Origin of the sequence: Thalassococcus halodurans (assembly GCF_900108225.1) — a bacterium.
In the GTDB taxonomy this organism is placed as follows: domain Bacteria; phylum Pseudomonadota; class Alphaproteobacteria; order Rhodobacterales; family Rhodobacteraceae; genus Thalassococcus; species Thalassococcus halodurans.
Genome location: NZ_FNUZ01000007.1, coordinates 115,599 through 127,319 on the forward strand (window position 1 = coordinate 115,599; position 11,721 = coordinate 127,319).

The window sequence follows — 11,721 nt, forward strand, 5'->3', positions numbered from 1 at the left end:
AAGATTCCCATAATGAAAGGTGAACAGAGGTGTCGGCACAGTCTGATCCAATCCCGCTTCGTCCCGCACAGGATGGCGCCTTTCAGACGGGGCATGCTGCCCATCATCAACGAATGGCCGGACATCATAAGGCGCTGATCGCCAAGTTTTTGCTGATGTTCATCGCGCCTGTTCTGGTTAGTGCATGGTACCTGTGGACGCGCGCCGCCGATCGTTACGTGTCCCTCTCGGGGTTTTCCGTCCGCACCGAACAAACAGGCTCTGCGCTGGAACTTTTGGGTGGCGTTGCGGAAATGCCCGGCGCTGCGGCCTCGGACGCCGATATTCTAGCGCGCTTTATCGAAAGCCCTGCCTTGGTTGCCAAGGCTGACGCCGTTCTCGACCTGCGCACTCTCTGGTCCCTGCCCGGAACGGATTGGCGACACCCCGCGTCTGATCCGATCTTCGCCTATCACGCTCCCGGCCAGATCGAGGATCTGACAAAATACTGGAACCGTCGCGTGACGATCAACACGGACACAGGCCGCGGTCTGATCGAGGTGCAGGTTCAGGCCTTTACCCCCGAAGATGCCCGCGCGCTGAACCGCCTGATTTATCAGGAAAGCGCCGATATGATTAACCACCTATCGGCCATCGCCCGCGAAGACGCGACACGCTACGCCCGTGCAGAGCTGGACCGCGCCAAGGCCGATCTGAAACGCGTGCGCGAAGACATGACCATGTTTCGAAACCGCACCCAGATCGTTGACCCCGAGGCCAGCGTTCAGGGCCAAATGGGCCTTCTGTCTTCGCTTCAGGAACAGCTGGCCCAGACCCTAATCGATGTGGACGTGCTCCGCCAATCTGCCCGAAGCGTGGACCCACGTATCAAACAGGCCGAAGCCCGCGTGATGGTGATCGAAGCACGGATCGCCGAGGAGCAGGCAAAGCTCGGGTTGGGCAGCAATCAGGACGGCGGTCAGGACACCGCTTTTGCCAATCTGATAGGCGAATATGAAGGCCTGATGGTCGATCTTCAATTTGCCGAACAAAGCTATGCTGCCGCGCGCGCCAGTTTCGAAAATGCCCTGGCCGAGGCGCAGCGCAAAAGCCGCTATCTTGCATCACACATCGACCCGACCCTGCCCGAGGCGGCACTGCGCCCACATCGCTGGGGCCTGCTTGCTATGGTCGCGTTCTTTGCCGGGCTCGCATGGATGCTCAGCACATTGATCCTTTACGCATTTCGGGACCGGCGATGATTGTGCTGAAAAATTTAAGTAAATTCTACGATGGCCCGACGGGGCGCGTCTGGACCGCGAACAAAATCTCGGCGGTGTTCCCGACCGGCCAATCGGTGGCTTTGCTGGGGCGCAATGGCGCGGGGAAATCCACGCTGTTACGCATGATAGCGGGGGCATCGCGCCCGAATTCGGGCGACATTCTCAGCGACGGGCGCATATCCTACCCTGTCGGCCTCGCCAGCGCGATGCATCCCGATCTGACCGGCGCGCAAAACGTCAAATTCGTCGCCCGCATCTACGGCGCAGACACCCGCAAGGTACTCGGGTTTGTCGCCGGGTTCTCCGATCTCGGCAGACAGTTGCATCAGCCCGTGCGCCAGTATTCGTCAGGCATGAAGGCGCGCTTGGCCTTCGGGATCAACATGGCGCTGGATTTCGACACCTACCTGATCGACGAGGTGACGGGCGCTGGCGACAAGTCCTTTGTCGAAAAATCCCGCGCTGTTTTTGCGTCTCGGGTCGCTGGGGCCAGCGCAATCTTTGTCAGCCACTCGATGCCGATGCTGCGCCGGATGTGCACTGCAGGCGCCGTGCTGCATGACGGCCAGCTCGAATATTTTGACGATCTCGAAGCCGCAATTTCGCGGCACGAAACACTGCTTAAAAGGAACTGCGCATGATCCAGATGCCTATCGCCAAAGAGTTTGCGAACTCGGTCACCTTTCCAGACACAGCGCGCATGTTCTACTGCATCGGCGCGCAGAAAGCGGGCACAACTTGGCTTTATCAATACCTGTCCCGCAGCACCGACGTCCATTTTCCACCCGCGAAAGAGGTGCATTACTTCGACATCGAAACCGGCCAGAACACGTTGAGCTACGACATCCGTCTCAAAGCCCTACGCCAGATCGTGGAAACACTGGAAGCACAAGGCAATTCCCCGAAACAGGAAACCTTGGACCGGCTTGAAAATCTGGTCTCGCTTTTGTCGATCCATGGCGGGCAAACCGCGACGGACCACGCCCGCTATATCCGGTATCTTTGCAAAGGGTATGCGGGGCAAAAGGTGATTGCCGACATTACTCCCGCCTATGCCATTCTTCCAAAACGGAAATTTTCCGAAATGGCCGAGATCGGCAATGCGAAATTTCTGTTCATCATGCGCGATCCAGTCGCGCGCATGTGGTCGCAAATCCGCATGGGTGTTTCCGCGCGGCTTGGACCTGACGTCACACAATCGGAACTGCAACTGGCCTGCATCACCCATGCAGAAACGCTGATTGCGTCTGGGCGCATGGCGCGGGTTGAACGTGCCGACTATCTGTCCACGCTTTCGCGCCTTGAACATGCTGTCCCGGACGACCATTGGCGCACGATTTTCTATGAAAACCTTTTCAACCCGAAAAGTTTGGACAACATCTGCCGGTTTCTGAACATCAAACCGGTTCAGGCCCCATTGTCGGACCATGTGAACCGCGGGAAGCCGGTGAAATTGCCCACCGATCTGCGGGAAAAAATGCGCAGCGTGTTCGCATCGCAGTACGACGGCATCCGAAAACGCTACGGATCAGAGGTCCCTGCTGAATGGCGCGTATAGCGTCAGTTCAGCAGCGCCAGAAGATAGGCACCGTAGTCGTTCTTTCCGAAGGTTTCGGCCCGCTGGCGAAGCTGATCGGCGTCGATCCACCCTTTCTGGTATGAAATCTCATCGGGATTACCGATTTGAAGGCCTTGCCGCTGGACCAGCGTCCGCACGAAATTGCCCGCATCCAGAAGCGACCCGTGCGTGCCGGTATCCAGCCAGGCATATCCTCGGCCCATACGGCGCACGTCTAACGATCCTGCATTCAGATACATCTCAAGAAGCGATGTGATCTCAAGCTCTCCACGATCCGACGGCTTGACAGCCCGCGCCTTTTCCGGCGCAGTACCATCAAGAAAATAAAGCCCCGTCACCGCATAGTTCGATGGCGGTTTGGCTGGTTTTTCAATGATTTGCGTCGCCTGGTCGTTTTCGTCATAGGCCACGACGCCATATCGTTCTGGGTCTGCAACACGGTATCCAAACACCGTGCCGCCCACTTCCTTCTGATCCGCCTCGGCCAGCATTTCCGGCAGGCCATGACCGAAGAACACGTTGTCCCCCAGAACCATTGCCGACGGTGCGCCATCCAGAAACTCTTCTGCCAGCAAATAGGCCTGCGCCAGACCATCGGGATTGGGCTGCGCGACATAGGTCAGCGACAATCCCCACTGCGATCCATCGCCCAAGGTGCGCTGGAACTGGTCCTTATCCTGAGGCGTCGTGATCACGCAAATTTCCCGGATACCCGCCAACATCAACACCGACAGCGGATAGTAAATCATCGGTTTATCATAAACAGGCAGCAGCTGTTTCGAGACACCCATGGTGATCGGATAAAGCCGTGTGCCGGAACCGCCAGCAAGGATGATCCCTTTGCGCTGTGTCATGAGAAAACTCCAAGATCGTTCAAAACAAGGTCAAGTTCCGCCTGCCAATCGGGGCGCGACACGCCGAAAACCGCTTCGGTGCTGGAACAGTCCATCCGCGAATTCAACGGGCGGGCCGCGGGTGTCGGGTAATCCGAGGTTGGAATATCCGTCACCGCACAGTCCAAACCGGCCCGTTTGAAAATCTCCCGCGCGAAGTCGGCCCAGCTGACGTCCGGCGCCCCACTGAAATGGTAGGTGCCGCTTTTGCTTTGGTCACACAAAAGCTGGTCGGCGATTGTCATGCAGGCCGCCGCGATTGATCTGGCCGAGGTCGGACCGCCGGTCTGGTCCGCAACAATGGTCAGACTGTCCCTCTCGGACCCGAGCCGCAGCATCGTTTTCACAAAATTCGCGCCATGCGCCGAAAAAACCCAAGACGTCCGCAAAATCGCATAAGGGCAACCCGCACTGCGCACCCCGTCTTCGCCTGCAAGTTTTGTGCGCCCGTATGCCCCCAAAGGGGCTGTCGGATCATCCGGTTTAAACGCGGTCGTACCGCTGCCGTCAAAAACATAATCGGTCGAGATATGGACAAGCGGAATACCAAGCTCGTCACAGGCAGCCGCCATCGCCGCCGGTGCATCGCCGTTCACAATCTGCGCCGCAGCTTCTTCGCTTTCGGCCTTGTCGACGGCTGTCCAGGCGGCCGCATTGATCACAACGGTTGGATTGGCATCACGGATCGCGGCGGCACAGGCCTGCGGATCGGCCAAATCAGCCTGATCGCGCCCCAGCGCGGTAACCAGTGGTCCGCCAAGCGTCTGCAGTTCTGTCGCGACCTGACCGGTTTTGCCAAAGACAAGAATGGTCATGACAGCCTACCCTGTTCCCAACCGTTTGCCGACGCCATCGCGATCCAGCAACGCCTGCCACCAGTCGGTGTTTTCAAGATACCAGGTCACGGTTTTCTCAAGACCTTCCTCGACCGTCACCGAGGGGTGCCAGCCCAATTCCGTGCTGATGCGTGTCGGGTCGATTGCATAGCGCATATCATGCCCGGGGCGGTCGGTGACAAAGGTGATCAGGTCAGCATGGGGCGCGTTTTCTGGGCGCTTTTTGTCCAGAATAGCGCAGATCGTTTGCACCAGTTCCAGATTGCTGCGCTCGTTTTCGCCGCCGATATTGTAAGACCGTCCCAACTCGCCCTTTTCCAGCACCAGCAAAAGCGCGTCGGCGTGGTCTTCGACGTACAGCCAATCACGGACGTTTTCACCCTTGCCGTAAATCGGGATCGGGCGACCGTGAAGCGCGTTCAGGATCACAACCGGCACCAGCTTTTCCGGAAAATGGTAGGGGCCGTAGTTGTTCGAACAGTTGGTCAGGACAACCGGCAGATCGTAGGTTTCATGCCACGCACGAACCAAGTGATCCGACGATGCCTTGGACGCGGAATAGGGCGAACGGGGATCATAGGGCGTCGTTTCGGTAAACTGGCCATCAGTGCCGAGCGATCCGAAAACCTCATCGGTCGAAATATGATGGAAGCGGAAGCCCTCTGGTTTGCCTTGAGCGACCCAATAGCTGCGCGCCGCTTCTAACAGATTGAACGTGCCGATGATGTTGGTTTCCATAAAATCGGCCGGACCGTCGATGGAGCGGTCCACATGGCTTTCGGCCGCCAGATGCATGATGGCATCCGGTTTGTGATCGGCCAAAATTCGGTCCAGCGCTTTGCGGTCACGGATATCAGCGTGTTCAAAGGTGTAGTTCGGTTTGTCAGCCACGGTGGCGACATTTTCCAGACACGCCGCGTAGGTCAACGCATCCAGATTGATGACCTCGTGCCCCCGCTCGACCGCCTGTCGCACCACCGCAGATCCGATAAAGCCAGCCCCACCTGTCACCAGAATTTTCATGCCGTCGCTCCACAGGCAAAGGGGCTGTCGAACCCTGCCAAACCGGGCGCAGCAGCGTCCTTGTCAGATAGCACAGGCGCGATATCCAACGGCCAGTTGATCCCGATTTCGGCGTCATTCCACAAAAGCGCGCCTTCCGTTTCCGGTGCATAGGTATCGGTGCATTTGTAAATGATTTCGGTTTCGGGAACGAGCGTCATGAATCCATGGGCAAATCCCGCTGGCACCAACAATTGTTTGCCGTTTTCTGCGGTCAGTTCCACGCCAACCCACTGCCCGTATGTCGCACTGCCCTTGCGGATGTCGACAGCCACATCGAAAAGCGCCCCGCGACCGCACCGAACCAGTTTGTCCTGCGCACGCGGAGGTGCCTGAAAGTGCAAACCGCGAACAGTGCCGGGCGTCATGGAGAGCGAATGGTTGTCTTGCACAAAGTCATAGGACAATCCGGCGGCATCCATCGCGGATTTGTTCCAGCTTTCGGAAAAGAACCCCCGATGATCCCCGAACCGTTTGGGCGTGATGATCACCACACCGTCCAAAGCGGTCTTTTCAATGTCCATACCGGAATACCCATGCACAATCAGTCGTGGGTTTCTGTTAACAGTCCGATTGTGGTGAAGTCACGGCGAAATAGGAGAATTTTCTCAACCGTGTTTCGGCGGCCAACGGCCAAATTTGCGGTACAATCAGAAAACCAAGTCAGCCAATTCCTTGATCCGCGCGTCCCATTGGTCTTCCTCGTCATCGGCAATTTCATGGCCAATATCGATCAGGGACGCTTGGGTCAGGTCCGAAACCGAGGTCTGACCGGTCAGGTAGCCGATCATCAACTCGCCATCGATCCGCTCTTCGTCCCAGTGTCGCTGGGCGGTAAAACCTGATCCGTGCTGCTCCAGCGGCACTCCGGCGGGATCGCCGTCGGCTTCCGTCATCTCGGCATAGACGGCGGTTGCATGTTCCCCTGTAAAGACAGGGTTGCCTTCGCTGTCTTCGGAAATTAGCCCCAGCCGTTCCCAAGACACCCCAAAACCGACAGCATGCAGCATTTCGTGCAATACCAGACTGTCCAGATCACCCCGTTCGGCCAGCGCCGCGATGTCATCCTCGTCAACGAAAATGTCCACATCAACAGGCAGGTCGTCGGCGCCAAATTCATTCACCAACGTGCGGGCAACCGATGCCCCCTGCCCGTCAATCGCCGCCGTCTGGATATGGACCTGCAAGTCATCAATCGTGTCCGTGCCTGCGACATCACCTGTGATTAGGGTTTCCAGCGTTTCCTGCGCACGCAGCACCGACTCTCGTAATGCCGCGGGCACGTCGTCGTCGAAAATGACGTCGATGGTATAGCTGTCGTCTAAATCTACCTCGGACGCGGTATCGACCGTATCGGACCCCATCTGTCTTTCCGCAAGATTGGACATTTCGTTATATTCAGGCTCGGCCTCGCGCTGATCATTGTGATCTGACGACCGGCCAGAGCCCGCGTTTTGCCCCTGACCTATTCCCCAGATCGAAAAGAATGCCATGAATGCAGTGAAAAAGCCCATTTGGTTTCTGCCGCTCTGCCCTGTGGTCTGCTCTTGCCACATGACAACGGTTCAATTGACGGGTTCTGTACCCCGTCCATGAAATCATCGTCACGTTTCCCCACATTGCGCGCGGAAACATTTCGACGGGCTGAACTCTGGAAAGGATTCAGCAGACAATTTGATTTGAATTTTGCAGGATTTACTGCGCGCGTTTCAGAACACTCGGGCTGAACAAGTCAGAGGCAAAACTCAGCACTTCGTCCATGTTCAACGGCTTTTGCAGAACCAGTTCCGCGCCCACTTCGTGGAAACGGTCCATATCGTTGCCCACAGCCGCAGCGGTCAGGCCAACCGTGGGAATATCAAAGCCGTCCTGAAGCATCTCGCGGATCAACTCATCGCCTTCAAGTTCGGGCATGAACAGATCGGTGATCACCAGATCGTGCGGGTCGTTGCGAATGTATTCCAGCGCGATCCGGCCGTTCTGCGCAAGATCGACACGGCCAAAGTGCCGCTCTAATTGCTTCTGCGTGACTTGCCCCATCAGCACGTGATCTTCGACCAGCAGAACACGGCAATCTTCAAAGCGGGTCGTGGCCGAGGGCGCCGGAGCAGAAGACGCACGCGCTGGCGCCATGTCTTCGGGAACGGTGAACTGATAGGCCACGCCTTTGATCTGGGGCAGATACTCGATCTTGCCGGACAGCGCTTCGACCGTCAGCTTGGCGATAAACAGGCCAAGCCCGCTGCCGTCCGGTCGGCTACCCGCTTCGACACCGCCGCGTTCAAACGGTTCGAACAGGCGATCGATGTCTTCTTTCGGAATGCCTTTGCCGTCATCCGAAACCGTCCAGCGGCTATAGGTTCGCCCGTTCGCAATCAGCTCTTCGAACGCGATTTTCACGTAGGTGCCACCGGAATGGACAAGTGCGTTCTTGACCAGATTTCCAAGCACCTGCTTAACCCGAAGCTGATCCCCAATGCGGTTGTTTTCAGCACCCGCCGCCAGGGAAAACACAATCTCCATCTGCTTATCTTCGGCCAGATAGTGCAGCGTGTTGCGCACCGACTGTGCCACCGCCGCAGGGGCATAGGCACCCTTCTGGATTGTCATGTTCTGATCGGGGTTCACGGCCTGACGCATGTCAGCCAGAACGCCCAACAACTGTTCCGACCCTTCCTGAAGCTGCGCCTGCGTTTCTTTGACATTTTCTGCGGTCAGGTCATCGGCCAAAAGCGAAATCACCGAGGCCGGCGTGCGCAGTTCGTGCGAGATGATCGAGAACATGCGCCGTTGCTTTTCGTCCTTTTCCTGCAGTTCCGACAACGTCCGCCGCAGCTTGGTGGCCTGTACATTCTGCTCGGTCACATCCAGCACCAGACCGAAAGCAAGGATCAGACCGCTGTCGGTTTGTTCGGACCAGACATAAATCATCAGATCGCGGATATCGTCTTCGTGTCGCGTGACGCGGATGTTCAGGTTGGCGTTTTTGCCTGCCTCAAGAAAGTTGATGCTTTCAAGCGCCAGCCGATCTTCGGGCCGCATCCTTTGAAGAACCGTCTCAAGGCTCATGACCGATTGGTCGATGCCCATGACGCGCATGCCGGTTTTGTCCAAACGGATCAAACCACGCTTCAGGTTAACCGCGAAAATACCCACATCGGCAAAGTCGCGCGCCGCATCCAGACGGTTTATGTTATTGACGTGCTCCTGTTCGCGCGTCTCGAAATAGCTGCGCAGGGCCAGAACGAATGTCCCGATTTGCAAGACGATGATCGAATAGGTGTCAAGCAACGCCTCTTCGGCAGACACAAAAACCTGATCGTTCAGATAAGTACCCGTGGCCGCAGCGTAAATCGCAACCCCCAACGCCAGCGACAGTGTCGCGATCGAACTTGGCAAAACCACAGCCAGAAAGACCGCCACGACAGAGGCATCAAGCGCCGGAAAGCCGCCCAATCCGTTCGTGTGCAAAAAGGCAAGCGCGATGAACAGAAGAATGGTCGCGGCCAATGACCGGAAATCACGGCGTTTCGGACGCTGCAAAATGATCAGGAAGAACGCCAACACGACCGAACCGCCGCGCAACGCACGACGAATGGCTAGCTCGACATAGTTGTCGCCCAATCCGGCCATCGCCCGAATGTCCGGATCAAGCCCCTGAAAAACGACCGAGGTCGTCAGGATAAAGGTCACGTTCACGATTAAGAAAATCGCTGCAGTCAGCATCACCTGCGCGATGTCCGCGCCGTAGGGCGTGAACCGCTGCGGACCAAGATTGATGCTGGCCACGGAAAGGCCGATGATCGTGCCCATGACCATATTGGAAATCAGGAAATACAGCACGATCTCGGGCGCTTGTTGCAGCGTGAACTGCCATGCATCGTTGTTCAGCGCCGGGATCATGATCGGCACAAGGAAAATGGCCCCCGCCGCCAAGGTCGGCATCCAGAACAGGCGCACCGGATAGACAAGAATGCCCAGAATGATGGAATAGAGCGAGATTGCTGGCGAGTACTGAACGGCAAAGTCGTTCCGCCCATGCACCAGCGCCCCGTAGGTCATCGCCACGGTCCAGAACAGCACCAGAGGAGCAAAATAGATCAGCCCTTTGACGGGGTGTTTTTTGATCGCCCTGCGCAAACGGAAAAGGCGCGAAACCGAAAAGGTTTCACGCAAAGGCTCGGGTACACCCAGATCACTTCTGAAAGGTTGGCCGTCCGTGTGCTCAGTCATTTCTTATGGCGCTTCAATCGGCTTACACTTGATATCGGTTCGTTACTTGCAAATTTAGATGTCGCCCATAATCACCTTATCCCATGGGAATACGACGTTTTCAGGGCACAACAGGCTTACAAACACATAGCACTCGGCCTTTTGTTGCTAGCTATCCGAAAGGTGACAGTACTGCCCGATCTGCTAGGCAGCTCTGCGCCCTAACCCGCTGCGCCACACCAAGCTTAGTACGAAAAGCCCCGAAAAAATAAGGATAATTGTCGGAGCTGGGGCGCTATCTATCCAAAAGCTCAGGTAGATGCCGGATATGCACGAAAGAAGTGCGACTAGTACGGAATAGATCAACATTAGCGAGAACTTATCGGTCATCAGATAGGCGATTGCGCCCGGTGCAATCAGCATGCCAATCGCCAGAACCAACCCCACAGACGACAGCATCGCTACGATCATGCCCGACAACATCGCCAGCAATCCGTAATGGATCACCCGAACTGGCAGTCCCGCAATGCGGGCGTGCATCGGGTCAAACGCATGGGCCAGAACCATGCGCCATGTCGCCAGAAGGATGACCGCGACTGCAATGGAAATCGCACCTGCCGTCCACAAATCCTCGGGCCCGACACCCAGCATGTTGCCGAACAAGATATGATCCAGATGCACATCGCTTTCGATCGCGGTGTAAAGCACGATGCCAAGCCCGAACATGCCGGAAAACACGACGCCCATTACCGTATCCTGTTTGACCCGTGATGTGTTCGCCAGAAATCCGGTGGACACGGCACAAAACAGCCCCGCCAGAAACGCGCCAAGGATCAGGGGCGCGCCAACCACATAGGCCAGCACCACACCCGGCAAAACCGCGTGGCTCACCGCGTCGCCCATCAGGGACCAGCCTTTAAGAACCAGAAAACATGACAGCATCGCAGCGGCTGGTGCGATCAGCATCATGATCAGAAAGGCGTTCTGCATGAACGGAAACTGGAACGGCAGCAGCAGCTCTTGGATCATTCCGCCACCTCTGCAGCAACCCGTCGTTTCGCCGCCAAAAGCCCGTGTTTTGGTGCAAACAGATAGGCCATCAGGAACAGCGCCGTTTGCAGGCAGACGATAATGCCGCCAGTCGCGCCGTTCAGGAAATAGCTCAGATAAGCCCCCACCGCGCAGGTCACCGCGCCGAAGATCACCGAAATCAGGATCAGACGCGGGAAGTGATCGCTTAGCAGATAGGCCGTCGCCCCCGGTGTCACCACCAGCGCAATCACCAGAAACGCGCCCACAGTCTGCATCGCCGCCACGGTACAGGCCGCCAGAAGCGTAAAGAACACAACGCGCAGGCCCGTCACTGGCAGGCCAATGCTGCGTGCGTGGTTTTCATCGAAAAACACCGCCATCAGATCACGCCATTTGGCCAGCAGCACAATCATCGACACCGCCCCGATGATGACCAGTTGCACCGTATCCTCGACCGAGATCGCCAGAATGTTGCCCATTGTTATGGTCTGCACAGACACCGACATCGGGTTCAGCGACACCATAAACAGGCCCAGTCCGAAAAAGCCGGTAAAGATTAGCCCGATGATCGCGTCTTCCTTGAGGCCCGTCCGGCTGCGCAAGAACAACATCGACAGCGCCGCCAAGCCACCCGCCAGAAACGCGCCCAAGGCAAAGGGCAGGCCCAGCATATAAGCTCCCGCCACACCCGGAACGATCGAATGGGACAGCGCGTCGGCAATCAGCGACCAGCCCTTCAGCATCAGGTAGGATGACAGGAACGCACAGACAGCCCCAACCAACGCCGACACCCAGATCGCGTTGGTCATGTAGTTATAGGCAAAGGGTTCCAGCAGGACCGACAT

The 11,721-nt window shown here is 57.0% G+C and carries 11 protein-coding genes; 3 read left to right on the forward strand and 8 right to left on the reverse strand.

Annotation, left to right across the window (positions count from 1 at the left end):
* Nucleotides 1–113 precede the first annotated feature (113 nt).
* From C4S59_RS17655 to C4S59_RS17665, 3 genes are read left to right on the forward strand one after another with little or no spacing between them, the layout of a single operon-like run.
* The gene (locus tag C4S59_RS17655) at nt 114–1,241 is read left to right on the forward strand and encodes a capsule biosynthesis protein (protein WP_103911700.1); all 1,128 of its coding nucleotides are present in this window, start codon (nt 114–116) and stop codon (nt 1,239–1,241) included.
* Nucleotides 1,238–1,903, forward strand: a complete 666-nt coding sequence (locus C4S59_RS17660; protein ID WP_103911701.1) for an ABC transporter ATP-binding protein — start codon at nt 1,238–1,240, stop codon at nt 1,901–1,903. Before C4S59_RS17655 ends, C4S59_RS17660 begins: the two co-directional genes overlap by 4 nt.
* Nucleotides 1,900–2,820, forward strand: coding sequence for a sulfotransferase (locus C4S59_RS17665; protein WP_103911702.1), 921 nt, complete (start codon nt 1,900–1,902; stop codon nt 2,818–2,820). The genes C4S59_RS17660 and C4S59_RS17665 overlap by 4 nt, the downstream gene beginning before the upstream one ends.
* Nucleotides 2,821–2,822: 2 nt before the next feature.
* Here C4S59_RS17665 and rfbA read toward each other — a convergent pair whose 3' ends face one another.
* The 8 genes from rfbA to C4S59_RS17705 form a co-directional block, all read right to left on the reverse strand.
* On the reverse strand, nt 2,823–3,695 hold the full coding sequence (rfbA, locus tag C4S59_RS17670; RefSeq protein ID WP_103911703.1) for a glucose-1-phosphate thymidylyltransferase RfbA: 873 nt from the start codon (nt 3,693–3,695) through the stop codon (nt 2,823–2,825).
* Entirely contained in the window at nt 3,692–4,549 is an 858-nt protein-coding gene (gene rfbD, locus C4S59_RS17675) for a dTDP-4-dehydrorhamnose reductase (RefSeq protein ID WP_103911704.1), read from the reverse strand. Before rfbD ends, rfbA begins: the two co-directional genes overlap by 4 nt.
* A gap of 6 nt (nt 4,550–4,555) precedes the next feature.
* A complete protein-coding gene (gene rfbB, locus C4S59_RS17680; protein WP_103911705.1) occupies nt 4,556–5,593 on the reverse strand; it encodes a dTDP-glucose 4,6-dehydratase in 1,038 nt (345 codons plus the stop codon).
* Entirely contained in the window at nt 5,590–6,156 is a 567-nt protein-coding gene (rfbC, locus tag C4S59_RS17685; protein WP_103911706.1) for a dTDP-4-dehydrorhamnose 3,5-epimerase, read from the reverse strand. Before rfbC ends, rfbB begins: the two co-directional genes overlap by 4 nt.
* A 126-nt stretch (nt 6,157–6,282) precedes the next feature.
* Complete coding sequence (locus C4S59_RS17690) at nt 6,283–7,146, reverse strand: hypothetical protein (protein WP_103911707.1); 864 nt, start codon at nt 7,144–7,146, stop codon at nt 6,283–6,285.
* A gap of 181 nt (nt 7,147–7,327) precedes the next feature.
* Complete coding sequence (locus tag C4S59_RS17695; RefSeq protein WP_103911708.1) at nt 7,328–9,865, reverse strand: hybrid sensor histidine kinase/response regulator; 2,538 nt, start codon at nt 9,863–9,865, stop codon at nt 7,328–7,330.
* 183 nt (nt 9,866–10,048) lie between these two features.
* A complete protein-coding gene (locus C4S59_RS17700) occupies nt 10,049–10,873 on the reverse strand; it encodes a metal ABC transporter permease (RefSeq protein ID WP_103911709.1) in 825 nt (274 codons plus the stop codon).
* A complete protein-coding gene (locus tag C4S59_RS17705) occupies nt 10,870–11,721 on the reverse strand; it encodes a metal ABC transporter permease (RefSeq protein ID WP_103911710.1) in 852 nt (283 codons plus the stop codon). Before C4S59_RS17705 ends, C4S59_RS17700 begins: the two co-directional genes overlap by 4 nt.

What these genes read in the sequence shown, in the direction of transcription:
- C4S59_RS17655 (WP_103911700.1), top strand. Translation starts at nt 114, where the DNA reads ATGGCCGGACATCATAAGGCGCTGATCGCCAAGTTTTTGCTGATGTTC.
- C4S59_RS17660 (WP_103911701.1), top strand. Translation starts at nt 1,238, where the DNA reads ATGATTGTGCTGAAAAATTTAAGTAAATTCTACGATGGCCCGACGGGG.
- C4S59_RS17665 (WP_103911702.1), top strand. Translation starts at nt 1,900, where the DNA reads ATGATCCAGATGCCTATCGCCAAAGAGTTTGCGAACTCGGTCACCTTT.
- rfbA (WP_103911703.1), bottom strand. Translation starts at nt 3,695, where the DNA reads ATGACACAGCGCAAAGGGATCATCCTTGCTGGCGGTTCCGGCACACGG.
- rfbD (WP_103911704.1), bottom strand. Translation starts at nt 4,549, where the DNA reads ATGACCATTCTTGTCTTTGGCAAAACCGGTCAGGTCGCGACAGAACTG.
- rfbB (WP_103911705.1), bottom strand. Translation starts at nt 5,593, where the DNA reads ATGAAAATTCTGGTGACAGGTGGGGCTGGCTTTATCGGATCTGCGGTG.
- rfbC (WP_103911706.1), bottom strand. Translation starts at nt 6,156, where the DNA reads ATGGACATTGAAAAGACCGCTTTGGACGGTGTGGTGATCATCACGCCC.
- C4S59_RS17690 (WP_103911707.1), bottom strand. Translation starts at nt 7,146, where the DNA reads ATGGGCTTTTTCACTGCATTCATGGCATTCTTTTCGATCTGGGGAATA.
- C4S59_RS17695 (WP_103911708.1), bottom strand. Translation starts at nt 9,865, where the DNA reads ATGACTGAGCACACGGACGGCCAACCTTTCAGAAGTGATCTGGGTGTA.
- C4S59_RS17700 (WP_103911709.1), bottom strand. Translation starts at nt 10,873, where the DNA reads ATGATCCAAGAGCTGCTGCTGCCGTTCCAGTTTCCGTTCATGCAGAAC.
- C4S59_RS17705 (WP_103911710.1), bottom strand. Translation starts at nt 11,721, where the DNA reads ATGTCGGTCCTGCTGGAACCCTTTGCCTATAACTACATGACCAACGCG.